This is a genomic window from Apilactobacillus sp. EABW-1NA (genome assembly GCF_030398685.1).
Taxonomy (GTDB): Bacteria; Bacillota; Bacilli; order Lactobacillales; family Lactobacillaceae; genus Apilactobacillus; species Apilactobacillus waqarii.
Genome location: NZ_JAPDKO010000012.1, coordinates 37158 through 51961, shown reverse-complemented (window position 1 = coordinate 51961; position 14804 = coordinate 37158). Strand labels below are relative to the sequence as shown.

The 14804-nt window shown below is 36.0% G+C and carries 10 protein-coding genes, 1 tRNA gene and 1 rRNA gene; 11 read left to right on the top strand and 1 reads right to left on the bottom strand.

The window, feature by feature from the left end; all coding sequences use genetic code 11:
- Window positions 1–21: 21 nt before the first annotated feature.
- The 4 genes from rrf to ppk1 all read left to right on the top strand — a co-directional run bounded on the left by rrf (window position 22) and on the right by ppk1 (window position 4014).
- Window positions 22–138: ribosomal RNA gene (gene rrf, locus OEZ61_RS04755) — 5S ribosomal RNA — on the top strand.
- A 46-nt stretch (window positions 139–184) separates the two neighbouring features.
- Window positions 185–257: transfer RNA gene (locus OEZ61_RS04750), tRNA-Thr, on the top strand.
- 228 nt (window positions 258–485) lie between these two features.
- Window positions 486–1877: a DUF2252 domain-containing protein gene (locus OEZ61_RS04745; protein ID WP_263504278.1), complete on the top strand. Its 1392-nt coding sequence runs from the start codon at window positions 486–488 to the stop codon at window positions 1875–1877.
- Window positions 1861–4014: a polyphosphate kinase 1 gene (ppk1, locus tag OEZ61_RS04740; protein WP_290047055.1), complete on the top strand. Its 2154-nt coding sequence runs from the start codon at window positions 1861–1863 to the stop codon at window positions 4012–4014. The genes OEZ61_RS04745 and ppk1 overlap by 17 nt, the downstream gene beginning before the upstream one ends.
- Window positions 4015–4090: 76 nt before the next feature.
- Here ppk1 and helD read toward each other — a convergent pair whose 3' ends face one another.
- Window positions 4091–6397 carry an RNA polymerase recycling motor HelD gene (gene helD, locus OEZ61_RS04735; RefSeq protein WP_290047054.1) on the bottom strand — a complete coding sequence of 769 codons (2307 nt, stop codon included), beginning with the start codon at window positions 6395–6397 and terminating at the stop codon, window positions 4091–4093.
- A gap of 329 nt (window positions 6398–6726) precedes the next feature.
- Here helD and trpS point away from each other — a divergent pair, with 329 nt between their 5' ends.
- From trpS to metG, 7 genes are all read left to right on the top strand, one after another.
- Window positions 6727–7746 (top strand): tryptophan--tRNA ligase, encoded by a 1020-nt coding sequence (gene trpS, locus OEZ61_RS04730; protein ID WP_034532450.1) that lies wholly within the window; start codon window positions 6727–6729, stop codon window positions 7744–7746.
- Window positions 7747–7777: 31 nt separating this feature from the next.
- The gene (locus OEZ61_RS04725; RefSeq protein ID WP_034532451.1) at window positions 7778–8710 is read left to right on the top strand and encodes a Ppx/GppA family phosphatase; all 933 of its coding nucleotides are present in this window, start codon (window positions 7778–7780) and stop codon (window positions 8708–8710) included.
- A gap of 108 nt (window positions 8711–8818) precedes the next feature.
- Window positions 8819–10084 carry a hydroxymethylglutaryl-CoA reductase, degradative gene (locus tag OEZ61_RS04720; RefSeq protein ID WP_290047053.1) on the top strand — a complete coding sequence of 422 codons (1266 nt, stop codon included), beginning with the start codon at window positions 8819–8821 and terminating at the stop codon, window positions 10082–10084.
- Entirely contained in the window at window positions 10084–11046 is a 963-nt protein-coding gene (locus tag OEZ61_RS04715; RefSeq protein ID WP_041152447.1) for a hypothetical protein, read from the top strand. The genes OEZ61_RS04720 and OEZ61_RS04715 overlap by 1 nt, the downstream gene beginning before the upstream one ends.
- A 16-nt stretch (window positions 11047–11062) precedes the next feature.
- Window positions 11063–11767 (top strand): NAD-dependent protein deacylase, encoded by a 705-nt coding sequence (locus OEZ61_RS04710; RefSeq protein WP_290047052.1) that lies wholly within the window; start codon window positions 11063–11065, stop codon window positions 11765–11767.
- 19 nt (window positions 11768–11786) lie between these two features.
- Window positions 11787–12638 carry a DUF72 domain-containing protein gene (locus tag OEZ61_RS04705; protein ID WP_290047051.1) on the top strand — a complete coding sequence of 284 codons (852 nt, stop codon included), beginning with the start codon at window positions 11787–11789 and terminating at the stop codon, window positions 12636–12638.
- Window positions 12639–12712: 74 nt separating this feature from the next.
- Window positions 12713–14749 (top strand): methionine--tRNA ligase, encoded by a 2037-nt coding sequence (metG, locus tag OEZ61_RS04700; protein WP_290047050.1) that lies wholly within the window; start codon window positions 12713–12715, stop codon window positions 14747–14749.
- The last annotated feature ends 55 nt before the right edge of the window (window positions 14750–14804 follow it).

The window sequence follows — 14804 nt, the reverse complement described above, 5'->3', positions numbered from 1 at the left end:
GAAGTTCTTTCAGATAAATAGTGTGGTGGCGATAGCTAGAAGGATACACCTGTTCCCATGCCGAACACAGAAGTTAAGCTTCTAAACGCCGATAGTAGTTGAGGGATCGCCCTCTGCAAGGGTAGGAAGTCGCCGCGCGAATAAAAAAGTCTTCGATGTAAATCGAAGGCTTTTTGTTAATATTGCCGTTTTAGCTCAGGAGGTAGAGCGTTTCCATGGTAAGGAAGAGGTCCCGGGTTCAAATCCCGGAAACGGCTTAATTTTAAGAAAATATAATATTAGTTAATATATATATAATAGCGAGTTCATTATATTGAAAATTAACGACTATATTCAAGCAGCGAAAATGATTGATATACCAATTGTTTTCGCTGCTTTTTTTATTTTTTGCCGAAACGTAAAAATGAACTCTTAAGCCATTTTTTGAAAAATTGAACGTCATAATTTATTTTGATATAACATTCTTTGAAAAGGAGGGATAACATATGAGTAACAAAAAATTACCCTATAATTTTGATTTCACAGATATTTCGATGAAGACACCAGCAGAATTAATTGTCGAAGGTAATCGATTAGCAATTGATACCAAATTTGATGACATTGCGAATTATAAAGTTAAGCAACGCGATGTTTTGAAAATAATGAAGCCGAAGAATGATTTGCTATATAAAGATTTACTTGAGACAAAAAGAAAGCGCATGTCTAAATCTCCATTTTCATTTTTTAGAGGTTCAGTAGATATTATGAATTATGATTTAAATCATTATAGTAATACAGGCATTAAGACTTTGATTGGTGGAGATGCTCATTTAGGTAATTTCGGTTACTACGGATCGTCAGAAGGACAGTTACTGTTCGACATGAACGATTTTGATGAATCACACATTGATTACTGGGAATATGATGTTAAACGTTTATTGGTTAGCGCATTGCTAGTAGCCAAACAACAGGACTTTAAATTAAAGAAAAAAGTAGAACCATTCCTAGAAAAAACTGTTAAAACTTATCTTAAGACATTGAAGTATATGAGTAATTTAACAGCAATGGAAAGATTTATAACGCCAAACACATTAAAAAATATTTCGAGTAGTTTCTCTAAAATCCATGAATCCAAAAATACTTTTGATAAATCATTTAAAAAAATTGTCAGTAAAACTATCGATAAGGCTATTAATAGTAATTCTGATTATGCAGTTAAAAAATATACGACCACCGTAAAAGGACAAAAACAGTTTATTGAAAATGATCCTGTTACAGTGCATGTAGGAAATGATGATTATGAAAAATTAATAAAAGGTTACGCTAAGTACCTTCATCATTCAAGCAGCGATATTAAGCAGTTCTTGCTACAATTTCATATCGTAGATATTGTACGACATACGGTTGGGGTCGGAAGTGTTGGTACACTTTGTTATCTAATTTTACTAGAGAATTCCTCTGGTGATAATTTAGTTTTACAAGTAAAACAAGGATTACCACTTTATCAAAATGATGGAATTTATATCGATGACAAGCATTCAACAGGTGAGGACATTATGAATTGTCAATTGATACTACAAAGTGCATCAGACCCATTCCTAGGTTACTTTAATATTGGCAATAATAGTTTTTATGTACGTCAATTTAAAGATATGAAAGGATCAGTAAAACTAAAAAAATTAGATTATCCAGCTTTTTGCGATTATGTGAATGTATGTATTAGTTTATTAGCAAGAGCACACAGTCAATCACCAACTTTTTACAAAATCATTGGTTATTTAGAAAGCAAAGATTGGATACCTGAAGCCTTAGTAAAGTACTCAACGCGATATGTTAAACAAGTAGAATTAGATTTTAAGTCCTTCACCGGAGGCGACAAGCATGGGAATAAAATCTAAATATAAAGGTAATCTATATAATAGAGATTTAAGTTGGTTACTTTTTAATCGCAGAGTAATTGAATTAGCAAACAACTATAATGTCCCATATTTAAATAAATTAAAATTTCTATCTATAGCTTCAAATAATTTAGATGAATTCTATAGTGTTAGAGTTCCAAGTATTAAGAGCCAAGAAGCTTTAACAAATGACGGACATGATCAAAAGACAATGTTAAAGTATTCAGAAATATTAAAAAGACTCCATGAAACAAATAATAATAACTTTAAAATACAATCTAACTATTTCAAATTGTTAATTAAACAATTACCTGATTTTGGTATTGGTGAATTTGTTAAGTATGATGATTTATGCGATCGAATGAAGCAAAAAGCTAACCAAAAATTTGATGAAAAAATTTTACCTTTTCTAACAAGCACAACCTTTAATTCGGAATATAATTTAGATTTTATGAAAAATAAATGGATGGCAATTGCAACATTGGTCAAAATAAAAAATGATACTTCGATTCGTATTATGCCGATACCACCATATATCAGAAGAACAGTTAGTTTGAAGGTCGATGGGAAAAAACAATATTTGATGATGGAAGATCTCATCATTAATAATTTAGAAAATTTATATGACGATGGCGAAATCAAAGATGTAATCGTATTTAGATTAAGCAGAGATTTAGATGCATCAATTGATTTAGAAAAAAATAACGGTAGTAAGAAAACTATCCAAAATGTACGCCACTATCTAGCAAATCGGGAAAAGGGTAAAATTACAATGTTAGAAATACAAAATTTACCCAATACCAATGAAAAATTCATTAATACTTTTATAAAAAAATTTAAGATTGAACCAAATGATGTATTTCAAATCGATACACCATTAGATTTAACTTTCATGTTTCCTTTGATAAATTCGTGGACTAAGAAATACCCTGAACTATCATACGCAGATTTTTCAGGAACAAAATGGAATTATAAAAAATCAATGCAGGAGTACCTAAATAAGCACAATTTACTTTTACAATATCCTTATGATTCATTTGATCAATTTATTCAGTTTTTAAAAGAAGCAGTTGATAATCCTCAAACGATAGCAATCAAACAAACAATCTATCGAGTCGCGGATAATTCTGAAGTAATAGAGCTTTTGAAAAGGGCTTCAAGAAAAGGGATTAAAGTGACAGTGGTAGTTGAACTGAGAGCTAGGTTTGACGAAACAAACAACTTAAAAGTGACTGATGAATTGGAAGATGCTGGATGTGAAATTATATTTGGAAAAAAATATATGAAAGTCCATAGCAAAGCATGTTTAGTCATAATGAATGATAAAAGTAGTGTTAAAGGTTATGTGCAAATTGGAACTGGAAATTATAACGAACAAACAGCGAAGGGATTTGTTGATTTAAGTTTATATTCTAGTTCAGATGTATACGTAAACTGCGTAAACTCCTTCTTTGATTATCTATCACACAATGGCGATTGTTCACGTTCACCAAAATATAATTCCATTGTATCGTCGCCAAATCGAATCGAAGACATGGTTATACAAAATATAAATAGAGTTAAAGAATACTATCAAAAATATGGTAAAGGAAAAGTTTTCCTTAAAGTAAATTCTTTAACAGATATTGATGTCATAGCAGCAATTTATGATGCTGCTAAGGTGGGGGTTCCATTTAGATTAGTTATAAGAGGATCATGTTGTTTGAAACTAGGCATTTGTGGTGAAAAAGAAAACATCGTTGTTTCTAGTATCGTCGGAGAGTTTCTCGAACACAGCAGAATATATGCTTTTTATACAGACAAGCCATCCTTTTGGATTTCCTCAGCCGATTTAATGACAAGAAACATGGTTAACCGTGTCGAATTAGCAGCTAAAATTATGGATAAATATAATATCAATAAGATTAAAGAAATTATTGATAGCTATTCCGAAGATGATGTTGATAGTTTCTTCTTGGACAAAGAAGGAAACTATTTCAAATATGAAAATTCTAAGAATCGCTCTGCTCAACAAACATTTATCGAGGAAAGCTTAAGATTATCCGAACAATCTTCAAAGCCAAATAATATTTATAAATGTATTATTGAAAAAATAAGCAAATTGAAGGATCTCCTAAGAAAAAGTAGAAATGATTAATATTGATTAGGTATGGTTCTTCAAAATTAATAATAAAATAAAAGACCAATCGTTACGGATTGGTCTTTTTTGTTGGTTATTTAATTTTTCTATCAATCTTAACTTCATTAATTGGTAGGTTTGCGTTTGCAATAATTGGTGAAACAGTACCATTACTAATTAATGTTAAGTGGTGCATTGCACGAGTAGCAATCGTGTAAAGTGTTCCAACATAGTCATCGTTTGGATAGTTATCCTTAGAAACATTCCAAGCAATGACAGAATCAAATTCTAATCCCTTAGCTAGATATATTGGCATGATTACAACGCCCTTTGGAAGTGATCTATCCGTATCAGCTAATAATGTTGGATTAAGTTGGTTATAGGTATGTTGATGAAGTTGTTTTGCTTCATTTAAGTTCTTGGTAACGATTGCTACGGTACCCTCATCTTTTAACTCTTGTTTGGCACATTCAATTAAAACATCAATGCATTCTTGTTCATTATGACGAATGAAAATTTCAGGTGATTTACCTGGACGGTTGAATGCTTCAATCTCATCACCATTTGGTAATAATGATTTCGCGAAGTTAGTGATTGGATAAGTTGAACGATATGATCGGTTTAAAGTAATCAATCTTGATTTTTTAGTAGCAAATGCTTCGTTTAACTTGTTTAGTAATTCTTGCGGAGCCTCAACCGCCTTGAACAATGCCTGTTCACTGTCACCAATTAAGTTAATTTTGGTTTGTGGGAAGGCGTGCTTGATATAAATCAATTGGGCAATTGAGTAGTCCTGCATTTCGTCGACGAATAGGTATTGCATTGATTGGTTTTGACCGCCACCAATCATTAAATCACGCATGTATAGAAGTGGTGCAGCATCATCCAAACGAACTTGATGTAATTCGATTGAATCAGCAAATGAATCGACGTCATCGTTCCATGCATCAACATTAACATCCTTTGGTAGAACCACTTGTTGCATGAAGCGTTGATATTGAAGATATGGATCAAAGAATGAACCATTATACAAAGCATCATATACTTTTCTGAAGTGTTCAGTCACAATTTGTTTAGCGATGAAGTATCTTTCGTCATCCTCATCTTGGAAGCTACCTAGTTGGTGGCCTTCCATGAAATCATGATATTGTTCAGAGTTAAGTTGGTCGATTGCATCATCAACCCATGGTTTATATACTTCGACTTCAATTCGTTTCTTCAAGATTTCAATCAATCGATTCTTAGTCTTTAAGAACTTGTCAGCAGGTTTCATTTGTTTAGGTTGAGAAGCGTAAATGTCCTTGATCACATCGGCATCGAAGAAAACCTTGCCGTCGATTAAGATGCTTTGAAAGGTAATGTCATCGTTGAAAACGGTATTGATATAATTCTCAATTGAAGTCATGTATTGATGACTTCGTTTGAATGATTGAATTGCTTTTTCATCATCGGTGTATGCTTGTTCGGTTTCATATTGGTCGAATAAACTTTGAACCTTTACACCTTCAAGTCGGTGATCGATGAATTCTTGCAAGGTAACCTGTCTCATATTGCGTTCACCTAAACTAGGTAAAACGTCAGAAATATAATGTGAGAACAAGCGGTTAGGGGAGAACAAAATAATTTGATCAGCTTGAAGCGAGCTTCTGCTGTGGTATAGCAAGAATGCAATTCGTTGAAGAATCGCAGAAGTCTTACCAGAACCGGCAACACCTTGAACAACAAGGAGGTCACTGTAGGTATCTCTGATGATATCGTTTTGTTCCTTTTGAATTGTTGAAACGATGTTTTGCATCACTTCATCATGTTGTTGTCCTAACACAGATTGAAGCATTTCATCACCCACAGTTTCGTTGGTATCAAACATGTTGTTGATTTCACCGTGACTAATTTGGAACTGACGTTTCTTTTCTAGGTCGGTGCTTTGTTTACCAGCAGGGGTTTGATATGAAACTTTTCCTAACGTTCCGTTGTAATAGATACTAGAGATTGGAGCTCGCCAATCGTAGACTAAGAAGTTTTCATCATCGTCAACGAATGAAGCGGTACCGATGTATAAGCTTTCGGTATCATCGTCCCCATCATCTTTGATGTCAATGCGACCAAAGTATGGAGAATCAGCTAATTTTTTGTATGTTTCAAGTTGGTTCTTAATAATTGCTTCGCTTTGGACTACCTTATTAACTAGTCCTCTTTGTTGTTGGAGGTCAGCGGAAGTTTCAATTCTATCATCGACTTCGACGTAGTTAACAGAAGTATTGTTACCGTAGTTTTGTTGAACACGTTTTGTTTCATTGTTTGCCTTTTGGTATTCGACTTCTGTCTTGTCGATTCGTTTGTGTAATTTGGCGACAACTTTATCGACACGATTTTGTTCATTTGTAAGATCGTTATTAGCCATTTTTACCTCCTGATTTATTGTTAAATCCGTTCATTTATGCTCAATAATTCTAATTAGATTTGGCCGTCATGTCAATTAATATCCTTTTTGACATGTCAATTTAAATCCAGTAAAATATAGTTAATATTAAAGTAAGTAGCGATGTCATTTACAGAGAGATTATGTATTACTGAAAGTAATCACGACTAGCGAAATGGATGAATTTATGGGATTGCACCCTTATCGCAGAGTGGCAAATGATAATACATTTGCAAGTTAGGTGGTACCGCGCTCAAGCGTCCTATTGTTTTTTAACAATGGGACGCTTTTTTTGGAAAGGAAGTAACAAAATGGCAGATAAAAAAGTAATTCTAACTGGTGATCGACCAACTGGTAAACTACATATCGGACACTACGTTGGATCATTAAAGAACAGAGTTGCACTACAAAACTCAGGTGACTACGACACCAATATCATGATTGCGGACATGCAAGCATTAACTGATAATGCGCGTGACCCTGAAAAAATCAGAAACTCACTATTACAAGTAGCTTTGGATTACTTAGCTGTCGGAATTGACCCAGAAAAATCAACAATCTTGGTTCAATCACAAATTCCTGCACTAAACGAATTAACAATGCACTACTTAAACTTAGTTTCAGTTAACCGTTTGAAGAGAAACCCAACTGTTAAGACTGAAATTCAACAAAAGAAGTTTGGTGAAAGTGTTCCTGCTGGATTCTTCATTTACCCAGTCAGTCAAGCTGCAGATATTACTGCATTTAAGGCCGACACTGTTCCAGTTGGTGAAGACCAAGAACCAATGCTAGAACAAACTAGAGAAATCGTTAGAAGCATTAACGGTATCTATGGTAAGGACGTATTAGTTGAACCAGAAGGATATTTCCCACCAAAGGGAATGGGTAGAATTCCTGGATTAGATGGAAACGCTAAGATGAGTAAATCATTGAACAACGCCATCTACTTAGCAGACGATGCTGATACCATTCAAAAGAAAGTAATGTCAATGTACACTGACCCTAACCACATTCACGTGGAAGATCCTGGTCAAGTTGAAGGAAACACTGTATTTACTTACCTAGACATCTTTGCTGACGATAAGCAAAAGGTTGCCGAATTAAAGGAACAATACAGACACGGTGGTCTAGGTGATGTGAAGATCAAGCGTTACTTAAACGAAGTATTACAAGCTGAATTGGCACCAATCAGAGAACGTCGTGAACAATTCGAAAAGGATCCTCAAGCTGTTTATGACATTCTAAAGGCTGGTAGTGATAAAGCGAATAAGGTAGCCAACCAAACCCTAGATGAAGTAAGGGATGCTATTGGTATTAATTACTTTAAATAAAAAACTATTTTAGGAGTTTAGGGTGAATCGGATGGAGAACTTAGTAATTGTTGACATCGGTTCGAATTCTGCTCGAATGTCCATCTATCGGATTGAAAATGACGGTTATTGCGTTGAGCTAAAACGTAGTAAGAGTGATAGTCGTCTATCCGAAGGGATGGGAAAAGAAAAGATTCTACAACCGGTTGCAATTAATCGGACAATTAATGCTTTAAAGTCTTTCAAAAGAATTTATAGCTCAATGAATAATGCCACTGTGATTACCATTGCAACTGCTGCGGTTCGACAAGCTGAAAACCAAAAAGCTTTTATTCGCAAGGTAAGAAAGAAAGTTGGCTTAGACGTTAGAGTCCTATCAGGTCGTGAAGAAGCTTATTACGATTATTTAGGTGTCGTTAATAAGATTAAGATGAACGACTACATGGTGATGGATATTGGTGGTGCCAGTATCGAATTGGTCCGCGTTCAAGGTAAGAAACGTCGAGACTTAATTAGTTTACCAATTGGTGCCGTTAATATTTCAGAACGTTTTAAATTGAATAACTCAGTTCACGCAGCTGACTTATTCAACGCACAACGTTTCTTAAAGGAAAACATACATCGTGTTCCTTGGCTTAAAAAAGCTGATCACTATCAATTAGTTGTGTTGGGAGGAGCTGCTAGAAGTTTAGCGAGAATTAATCGCAGTCATCAACACTTCAAGAACTCTGATAACCTAAATGGCTATCACCTAAATCAACGCCAAGTGATGGGAACATATGAATTACTTTTACGTAAGAATTTACACAATCGAAAAGAAATTCACGGATTAGAAAACGAGCGAGCTGATATTATACTAGGTGGTCTATTACCTCTTATTACAGTCATTGATGAAATTGATTCAAGAAGAATCGTGTTTTCAGAAGGTGGCGTAAGAGAAGGACTTATTGCTGAATATATAAAGAAGCACTATCGAAACTATTAAAGAGGTTTTTAATCCATTGACGGGTTAAAAACCTTTTTAAATGCTTGAAATTTAAATAATGTTATCATAAATATCAGATATAAATACCGCATCCGGGGGGGACTAATAATGGGAACTTTCAAACATTTCTACCATCGTAATTATGATGATAGAATGAAACTAATCAGTGAATTTGCTGGATTAGACATGAATCAAAAATATGAAATGACTAGCGACTATCATCAATCAAGTGATAGTTTAGTTGAAAACTATGTAACTGATTACTCCATTCCAGAAGGAGTGGCCGTTAATTTTATGATTAATGGTATTGAAAAAATTGTTCCAATGGTAACAGAAGAACCATCCGTGATTGCGGCGGCTAGTAATGGTGCCCGCTTGTTTACAAAGGGAACAGGAATTACTGCCGAAGTATTGGGTCGTAATCTAATGGGCCAAATCGTTGTTAAAACACAAGACGTTAACCTATTGATTGGAATCGTCAATACACATCAACAAGAAATTATTGATATCGCAAACCAATCACATCCATCAATTCTAGAATACGGAGGCGGTGCTAAGAAGGTGCGCGTTAGAAAACTAGATTATGATTATGCATCAGTTGATTTGTTTGTGAACGTAGGTGAAGCCATGGGTGCAAACATCATTAACTCAATGCTAGAAGCCACATCTGAGTTTATCGAAGAGCGCGTCAGTGGGGATGTTTTGATGAGCATCCTATCTAACTACGGTGAAGATAACCTGGTGAAGGTTTCCGGATCAATTCCAGTTAGCCAACTGGGTAATCCCGATACCAACGGTAGTGATGTAGCAAACAGAATTGTTGAAGCATCACACATCGCTCAAATTGATCCATATCGTGCTGCTACCCATAACAAGGGCATCATGAATGGAATCGATGCTGTGGTAATGGCAATGGGGAACGATTGGCGTGCAGTTGAAGCTGGAATTCATTCCTACGCCAGCAAAGATGGCCAATACAAGGGCCTATCCAACTGGTCTATTGAAGGCAACAAGTTAGTTGGTGAAATGATCATTCCGTTGTCATTAGGTTTTATCGGAGGTGCCGTGAAGGTATTACCAAAGGTTAAAATCAACCAACAACTATCTCAAGTAACCTCAAAGGAAGAGTTAAGCCAAGTGGTTGCTTCAGTTGGGTTAGCCCAAAACCTCGCAGCTTTAAAGGCCTTAGTTACCGATGGAATTCAAAAGGGCCACATGAACCTTCAATTGAATTCATTAGTGATGAGTGCCGGAGCAAAGGGCGAAGAAATCAAACAAGTGGTTTCAGAAATGAGAGCTAATCATTTAAATGACTCAAAGTCAGCACAAAAAATCTTAAACCAAATTAGAAATAACAATGAAGGTGAATTTTAATGGAAATCGAATTAAATCAAGACACACAAAGTTTAATTAACGTTGTAAACAAATTTTTCCCAGGTAAAATTGAAGTTCAATTTATCGGCCAACTTCAATCAGGATACGTTAGACATGATCAAGCACAAGTGGTGCAAGACGGTAAGAACCTATTCGTTCAAATCTCAGACATGTCAGCTCCTAACTACACTGCTTCACACGAACTAATTCACTTGTTGATGACACTTCGTGGTTTCCCACAAGTATTCTTCTCACTATCAACGGGTCAAGACGAATTAGACGAACAATTAGAAGTAATGGGAACTGAACTATTTGATATCGTTGCTCACTTTGTGGTTGTTTCAGAACAAAGAAAACACGGTCTAATCAACGAAGACATCGAAAAGATGTACCTAAAGGGTATTCAAAACACAATTGAACCTGAACCAGAAGAATTAGATAACGCCATGGAATTACGTCTATTGACTCTAATCGACGCTCACGTATTCTATGGTGACAAGTTCGATTCATTTGCTCGCCCAACCCTTGAAAAGGATTATCCAGTTGCTCTAAAGGCTGCTGATGAAATCTACAAGATTATCACTGAAAAGCCAACTGATTCACCATTTGGTTTTAGAAGAAACGTTGTTAAGTTATTCAAGGCCTTTGATGAACAACTAAAGAAGTGGGGACTACCTGCATTGCATAACTCAGAATTTGCAACTATCTCCAGTGTTGTTTCAGAAAGACAACTAAACTTAAACGTAAAACAACAATTTGAAATCTTCCATTCAGAATTACATGATAAGGAAACTGGTCGTCGTGCATACGTTGGTTTCAACAAGTCAGATGATCAAAACTCATTCGTGATTCCTGCGCCAACCGGTATGGATGACAGTCCAGAATACTTCAAGAAGTTATACGCAATGACTGTTCAAGAATTATTTAAAGAACTAAAAATGCCATATATAATTAGAAAATAAGGCAGGAGGCAATCTGATGGATAAGGAAATTCAATCATTATTTGATAATGCAAAAAACATTGTATTTTTGACAGGAGCCGGAGTATCGACAGCTTCCAACATTCCAGACTATCGTTCTAAGAATGGACTATACGCAACTGATACAACTGGAAAACCAGCTGAATATTATTTAAGTCATGCATGTTTAGTTAATGAACCAGATGTGTTTTACACATTTGTGAAAGAAAATATGTACTATCCAGATGCCAAACCCAATGTAATTCACGAAAAGCAAGCTGAACTTACTAGGAAAGGTAGGGCCAGTGTAATCACTCAAAACGTTGATGGATTATACGGTGCTGCCGATACCAAGAATTTAATTGAATTTCACGGCAATCTATACGACGTATATTGCCAAAAGTGCCATCAACGAGTTGATTGGCACGAATATATGCAAAGCGACAATCACGCTGATTGCGGTGGAACACTTCGTCCAGGAATCGTTTTATACGATGAAGGACTTAACCAAGCCAAAGTGGTTAACAGTGTTCAACTAATGGAAAAGGCGGACTTGGTAGTGATCGTTGGAACTTCCATGCGTGTCTACCCATTTGCCGGACTATTGGATTATAGAAATCCGGGTGCCAAAGTAATTGCGGTTAACCAGGAAAAGTTAAACTTAGGAATCGATTTTACAATGATTCAAGAGGATGCAACGAAATTCTTTAGTGAATTGAAATAAGAAGGAAGATGATGGTTTAATGATAACTTTAGGAGTAACAACTTGGAGCGAACATCCAGCATTGATTAATGGGGAAGAACGACCTGTTAAGTTAAACGAGTATGCTGCCTATTTTCCAGTCGTGGAAGTTGATAATCCGTTTTACGGCATTCCACAGGAAAAAACGGTGCGTCAATGGATGCGCCAGGTGCCAGAATCATTCCAATTTATCTTAAAAGCCAACCAATTAATGACCAAGCATGACATGCGTTCTCAAATGGTTGCCGATGATGATCAGAGAAGACAGGCGTTTAGTGATTACGTTAAAATGCTTCAACCTTTAATGGAAACCAATCAATTAAAGACGGTCTTATTTCAATTTCCACCATATTTCCAACGCAACAACGACAACATCCGCTATCTAATGACCATCCGTGAATTGATGGGCAGAAAGGTGCCAATTGCAGTCGAATTTAGAAATCCGACATGGACGGAAAAGTCGATGCAAAACTCAATTAAGAATTATTTGAAACGTTTAGGGATGACCTTTGTGATTGCAGATGAACCACATAACCTAAACGACGGGATTGAGTTATTACCAATGGTAACCACTTCTAAGATGGCGATGTTAAGACTGCACGGTCGAAACGCCCAGGGATGGTTTAACCAAGACAAGAACTGGCGTAGTCAAAGAACGTTGTATAAATACAGTGAAGATGAACTAAAGCAATTCGCCGACATCGTCACTAAGTTAAACAAAGAAGTCGATGAGGTGTGCGTCATTTTTAATAACAACTCAGGTAGGGATGCCGCACCGAACGCACTACAATTAAAAGAGATGTTGCACGTGTCATTTAACGATTTGGCACCAATGCAATTAGATTTGTTCTAAGAGCAATATTATTGACAATTCAAGTATGATATACTAATAGTTAATATTAATTACTGGTTGAAAGGATGATTAACATGGCTGATAACAATACTTTTTATGTTACAACGCCTATCTACTACCCATCAGGACGTTTACATATCGGGAACTCATACACAACTATTGCTTGTGATGCGTTAGCTCGTTACAAACGTGCTGAAGGTTTTGACGTGTTCTTCCTAACAGGAACAGATGAACACGGACTAAAAATCGAAGAAAAGGCAGAATCATTGAACACAACTCCACAAGCTTACGTGGACAAAATGGCTGCTCAAATTAAAGACTTATGGAAGAAATTGGACATCTCAAACGACAAGTTCATCAGAACCACTGATGCACAACACAGAGAAGTTGTTCAAAAGATTTTCCAACAATTATTAGATCAAGGTGACATTTACCTAGGTGAATACTCTGGTTGGTACTCAGTATCCGACGAAGAATACTTCACCGAATCACAATTAGCAGAAGTATACAAAGACGATAACGGTAACGTTATTGGTGGAAAGGCGCCATCAGGACACGAAGTTGAACTAGTGAACGAAAAGTCATACTTCTTCAAGATGAGCAAGTACGCTGATTGGTTATTACAATACTACAAAGATCATCCTGATTTTATTCAACCAGAATCAAGAATGAACGAAATGATTAATAACTTCATCAAACCAGGTCTAGAAGACTTAGCTGTTTCTAGAACATCATTTAGTTGGGGAATTCCTGTTAAATCAAATCCAGAACACGTAGTTTACGTATGGATTGATGCGCTATCAAACTATATTAGTGCATTAGGATACGATACTGATGATGATTCACTATTCCAAAAATTCTGGCCTGCTGATGTTCACATGGTTGGTAAGGAAATCGTTAGATTCCATACTATCTACTGGCCAATTATCCTACATGCTTTAGGTTTACCATTACCAAAACATGTTATTGGTCACGGTTGGTTAACCATGAAAGACGGAAAGATGTCTAAATCAAAGGGTAACGTTATTTACCCAGAAGTCTTAGCCGAAAGATACGGTTTGGATGCTGTAAGATACTACTTACTAAAGGCCGTTCCATTTGGTAACGATGGTGTATTCACACCAGAAGACTTCGTTGATCGTATCAACTACGACCTAGCAAACGACTTAGGTAACTTATTAAACCGTACTGTTTCAATGATTAACAAGTACGAAGACGGTGTGATTCCAGAATTCAAGTCAAACTTCTTAGAACCTGATAAGGAACTAGAAGCACTAAGCAAGGACGTTATTGCTGAATACAAGACTAAGATGGATGAATCACGCTTCTCAGAGGCTTTAGCTGCTGTTTGGCAATTAGTTTCTCAAACTAACAAGTACATTGACCAAACTACACCATGGATTTTAGCTAAGAATGAAAACGATGGTGACGCTGAAAAGCTTGCTGATGTAATGGCTCATTTAGCTGCCAGCTTACGAGTAATCGGTCTATTAATTAGCCCAATTATGACCCACGCACCAAAGGAAATCTTCACTCAATTAGGTTTAAGCGATCAAGCAATTGATTTAACTAACATTGCAATTGAAGACTTACCAACAGGTGGCAAAGTGGTTGCTAAGGGAACTCCAATCTTCCCACGTCTAGACAAGGAAGAAGAAGTTGACTTTATCAAGAACCAAATGACTAAGTCAGACAAGAAAAAGGGTCGTGCAGCCAAAGAAGAAGCTAAGAAACAAGCTCAAGTTGCCCAAGAGGGTGCTGAAAGTGCTGCTGATAAGAAAGAAATCAAGTTCGATACCTTTGAAAAAGTAGAACTAAAAGTTGCCGAAGTTAAGAAAGTTGAACGTGTTGAAGGGGCAGAAAAGTTATTGAAGTTTACCCTAGATGCAGGTAAGGAAGAAACTACTCAAATCCTTTCAGGAATTGCTAAGTGGTATCCTGACTTCGAAAAACTAATTGGTAAGAAAGTAATCATAGTTTCCAATTTGAAACCTAGAAAGATGCGTGGCCAATTGAGCCAAGGAATGTTACTATCTGTTGAACATGACGATGGCAACATTGAATTAGTTACAATTGGTAGCCAATTTGAAAATGGTGCCACTTTGGAATAATGGTGAGATAACAAACTAAAAAATAGCCATTAATTCAAAATGAATTGATGGCTAT

What these genes read in the sequence shown, in the direction of transcription:
- OEZ61_RS04745 (WP_263504278.1), top strand. Translation starts at nt 486, where the DNA reads ATGAGTAACAAAAAATTACCCTATAATTTTGATTTCACAGATATTTCG.
- ppk1 (WP_290047055.1), top strand. Translation starts at nt 1,861, where the DNA reads ATGGGAATAAAATCTAAATATAAAGGTAATCTATATAATAGAGATTTA.
- helD (WP_290047054.1), bottom strand. Translation starts at nt 6,397, where the DNA reads ATGGCTAATAACGATCTTACAAATGAACAAAATCGTGTCGATAAAGTT.
- trpS (WP_034532450.1), top strand. Translation starts at nt 6,727, where the DNA reads ATGGCAGATAAAAAAGTAATTCTAACTGGTGATCGACCAACTGGTAAA.
- OEZ61_RS04725 (WP_034532451.1), top strand. Translation starts at nt 7,778, where the DNA reads ATGGAGAACTTAGTAATTGTTGACATCGGTTCGAATTCTGCTCGAATG.
- OEZ61_RS04720 (WP_290047053.1), top strand. Translation starts at nt 8,819, where the DNA reads ATGGGAACTTTCAAACATTTCTACCATCGTAATTATGATGATAGAATG.
- OEZ61_RS04715 (WP_041152447.1), top strand. Translation starts at nt 10,084, where the DNA reads ATGGAAATCGAATTAAATCAAGACACACAAAGTTTAATTAACGTTGTA.
- OEZ61_RS04710 (WP_290047052.1), top strand. Translation starts at nt 11,063, where the DNA reads ATGGATAAGGAAATTCAATCATTATTTGATAATGCAAAAAACATTGTA.
- OEZ61_RS04705 (WP_290047051.1), top strand. Translation starts at nt 11,787, where the DNA reads ATGATAACTTTAGGAGTAACAACTTGGAGCGAACATCCAGCATTGATT.
- metG (WP_290047050.1), top strand. Translation starts at nt 12,713, where the DNA reads ATGGCTGATAACAATACTTTTTATGTTACAACGCCTATCTACTACCCA.